Origin of the sequence: Klenkia sp. PcliD-1-E (genome assembly GCF_024124375.1) — a bacterium.
Lineage (GTDB): Bacteria > Actinomycetota > Actinomycetes > Mycobacteriales > Geodermatophilaceae > Klenkia.
This window is the reverse complement of sequence record NZ_JAMXRZ010000262.1, coordinates 1-1,005: the sequence shown is the minus strand read 5'-3', so window position 1 is coordinate 1,005 and position 1,005 is coordinate 1. Positions and strand designations below refer to the sequence as shown.

Sequence of the window (1,005 nt, the reverse complement as noted above, 5' to 3'; positions counted from 1 at the left end):
GGGCTCGGTGGCCGGCGCACCGGCCGGGGCGTCGGGCGTCTGCAGCGCGGGGCGCTCGGGCAGCGCCGCGCGGGGGGTGTCCGCGTCCGGGACGGCGGCCGGCTGCTCGGCAGCGCGGGGGGCCACCACCTCGGATGCCATGGCCACTCCTGTCGTCCGACCGGTCGGGACCCCGTCCATGCTAGCCACGCACCGGGACGGGTGGACCGCTCGGGAGGGTGAGCTGCGTCAGGTGGTCCAGAGCGCGTGCACGCTGTGCGGGGCGAGGACCTGCCGGCCGCCCAGCGCGGGCAGCTCCACCACCACCGCGACGGCGCTGACCACCGCGCCCAGCTGCTCGACCAGGCCGACCGCGGCGCGCAGCGTGCCGCCGGTGGCCAGCACGTCGTCCACGAGGAGCACCCGCTGGCCGGGCACCAGGGAGTCGGTGTGCAGCTCGAGGGTGGCGGTGCCGTACTCCAGCGCGTAGTCCGCGCTGACCCGCTCCCGCGGCAGCTTCCCGGCCTTGCGCACGGGGACGACGCCGGTGCCCGCGGCCAGCGCGACCGCCGCGGCCAGCAGGAACCCGCGGGCCTCGACGCCGGCGACGACGTCGAAGCCCGGGTCGCCGTCGCCGGTGCGCAACGCGGCGACCCGGGGGTCGGTGAGGACCGGCGCGGCGAGGCCGTCCACGACCCGGCGGAAGGCGACGGCGTCGGCGAAGACGGGGGTCAGGTCACGGAAGACGACCCCGGGCTCGGGGAAGTCGGGGACGTCGACGGCGATGGAGGCGATCAGCTCGTCGAGCGGGGGCTCCCCCGACGACGGCTGCGTCACCGGCGCTTGCCGCGTGGCCGCTGCGGGCGCGCACCCGGCTTGGGCGCAGCCAGCGTGCGGGTCACCGAGGCCGGGGACTCGACCTGCTCGACGGCCTCGGGGCGCTCGGGCAGCTCGTCGCGCTCGGCCACCGCCACCGACGACGGCGCCCGGCGGGCCCGCCGCGCGGTCGCGACGGGGCCGGCGGGT

Annotated in this window: 1 protein-coding gene and 1 pseudogene; both read right to left on the bottom strand. The window is 78.8% G+C overall.

Annotated elements, in window-relative coordinates:
- Positions 1–228 precede the first annotated feature (228 nt).
- Positions 229–816 (bottom strand): adenine phosphoribosyltransferase, encoded by a 588-nt coding sequence (locus NH342_RS23055; protein ID WP_253018720.1) that lies wholly within the window; start codon positions 814–816, stop codon positions 229–231.
- A pseudogene (locus NH342_RS23050) lies at positions 813–1,005 on the bottom strand (protein translocase subunit SecF); the annotation flags it as partial. The gene NH342_RS23055 and the pseudogene NH342_RS23050, both read right to left, overlap by 4 nt.